This window comes from Streptomyces phaeoluteigriseus, from assembly GCF_001896135.2.
Taxonomy (GTDB): domain Bacteria; phylum Actinomycetota; class Actinomycetes; order Streptomycetales; family Streptomycetaceae; genus Streptomyces; species Streptomyces phaeoluteigriseus.
Map to the genome: position 1 here is coordinate 427380 of NZ_MPOH02000015.1, position 2140 is coordinate 429519.

Annotated in this window: 2 protein-coding genes and 1 pseudogene; 1 reads left to right on the plus strand and 2 read right to left on the minus strand. The window is 72.5% G+C overall.

The features are described from left to right. Positions 1–266 precede the first annotated feature (266 nt). Complete coding sequence (locus tag BM536_RS41310; protein WP_094103277.1) at positions 267–428, minus strand: hypothetical protein; 162 nt, start codon at positions 426–428, stop codon at positions 267–269. 206 nt (positions 429–634) lie between these two features. Continuing rightward, positions 635–932: pseudogene (locus BM536_RS42995) on the minus strand (hypothetical protein); the annotation flags it as partial. 196 nt (positions 933–1128) lie between these two features. On the opposite strand from BM536_RS42995, the gene BM536_RS19825 reads away from it, so the two are divergent. Further along, positions 1129–2140 (plus strand): serine/threonine-protein kinase (locus BM536_RS19825; protein ID WP_245873731.1); only part of this gene is annotated, 1012 nt, incomplete at its 3' end.

The following is a 2140-nucleotide window of genomic DNA, read 5'->3' on the forward strand; positions in this document are numbered from 1 at the left end:
TTCCTGGGGGTGCGGGGCTGCTCCCGCAGGGTACGGGGATGCGTACGCCCGGTGCTTCCGCGATCCGTGGGAGTTCGCCCCCCACCCCTGCCGGCTGCGGTCCCCGGGGACAGCGCCCTCGCAAAGGCGCGGAAGAGGGCAGAGCAATGCCGGCGCAGCTCCCCAGCTGCGCCGGCATTTTTGCCGTCCGCCGCACCCCCGTCCCCACGGGGTTTCATGGATGGATGTCCCCGCCCGGACCGCTCTTCCGGGCCTGGGGTCGCCGCTCAGCGCCCCAGCATCACACCCACGGACGACGCCTGTGTGGCCACTGTCTCCCAGCCGTCGAAGACGACGAGGAGCAGGACCGCCAGGGGAAGGGCCATGACCGTCGCCACCAGGGGGTGGCGGCGGCCCGTACGGCGGGGTCGCTGTGCCGTGTGGGCCATGGTCCCTCTCCTGACCTGTCTCGGTTGTTCCGTGGCAAGCGGCGGGTGTCTGACCTCGGGGGACGAGTGCTGCACCCGCCGCTTGACCTCAAATCTAGGGGTGCGGCGGACAGCGGTCGTCATGCCCTCGTACCGATTGCCGGGCCTCCCGGAGGATGAGCCATGACCTGGGGAGTACTCCCCTGGGTGGAGACGGGGTCCTGGGTCTCAGGGTCTTCCCGGAGGGGTGCCCGGGTCCGGGTCCGCCTTTCCGAGCCGTCCTCGCGTGGCAGGGGCTGCTCGACCGGGCGGGCACCCGGTTCGCCATGAAGCGGGCCGTGGGCACGCCGGTGCCTCCCCCCTGCCTCAACGGCGTGGGGGACCTACAGGGGTGACTTCGCTCACTTCCACCACCCCCCGGCGTACCGCCGTCTCCACCCGGCGGCCCGCTCTGCCGGCCACCACCTCGTGGGTTCGCGTCGGCTCGCCGGCGTCGACGGCCATCTCCACCCGGTCACCCTTCATGGGTCCAATCCCCCTTCTCTGACAGGTGGTTGCGATCCCCCCGACGGTGAAGTGCGCCTGCTCGCAGGCGCACTGACCACTTCTCAAGTCTCCCGCGGGGCACTGACAATCGGTGGGGCCGAGAGGGCGCGGCCTCTGCGCGCGCGGGGCCGTGGAAACGTAAGCTGTGCCACGTCACACGGACCGGGCAGCGGGGATGAACATGGCGATGATGCGCCTGAGGCGCGAGGACCCGCGCGTCGTCGGCTCGTTCAAACTTCACCGACGGCTCGGCGCGGGCGGGATGGGCGTCGTCTACCTGGGCTCCGACAAGAAGGGGCAGCGGGTCGCGCTGAAGGTGATCCGGCCCGATCTGGCCGAGGACCAGGAGTTCCGGTCGCGCTTCGCGCGTGAGGTGTCGGCGGCGCGGCGGATCCGGGGCGGGTGCACCGCCCGGCTGGTCGCGGCGGACCTGGACGCCGACCGGCCGTGGTTCGCCACCCAGTACGTGCCCGGCCCCTCCCTGCACGACAAGGTCGCCGACGACGGTCCCCTCGGGGCATCCGAGCTGGCGTCGATCGGGGCGGCGCTGTCGGAGGGGCTGGTCGCCGTCCACGAGGCCGGAGTGGTGCACCGGGACCTGAAGCCGTCCAACATCCTGCTCTCCCCCAAGGGCCCGCGGATCATCGACTTCGGGATCGCCTGGGCGACGGGGGCGTCGACGCTGACGCACGTCGGTACGGCGGTCGGCTCCCCCGGGTTCCTCGCACCGGAGCAGGTGCGCGGGGCGCTGGTCACCCCGGCCACCGACGTGTTCTCGCTCGGCGCCACCCTGGCGTACGCCTCGACGGCCGACTCCCCCTTCGGGCACGGCAGTTCCGAGGTGATGCTGTACCGCGTGGTGCACGAGGAGCCCCATCTGCAGGGCGTGCCGGACGCCCTGGCCCCGCTGATCCGGGCCTGTCTGGCGAAGGATCCGCAGGAGCGGCCCAGTACGCTCGATCTCTCCCTGCGGCTCAAGGAGATCGCGGCCCGTGAGGCCCACGGCCCGGCCGAGGTGCGGCCGCCCGCTTCGCGTGCCGGTGAGGCCGACCGGCCCACCGGGCGGCTGGCCGACACCGGTTATCCGGAGCGGACGCTGCGGCAGCCGGGTCCGCCTCGCGCGAGGTCAGCGGGGAGTCCCCGGCGGCGATCGCGTCGGCGGCCAACTCCGGGTCGACGTAACGGTT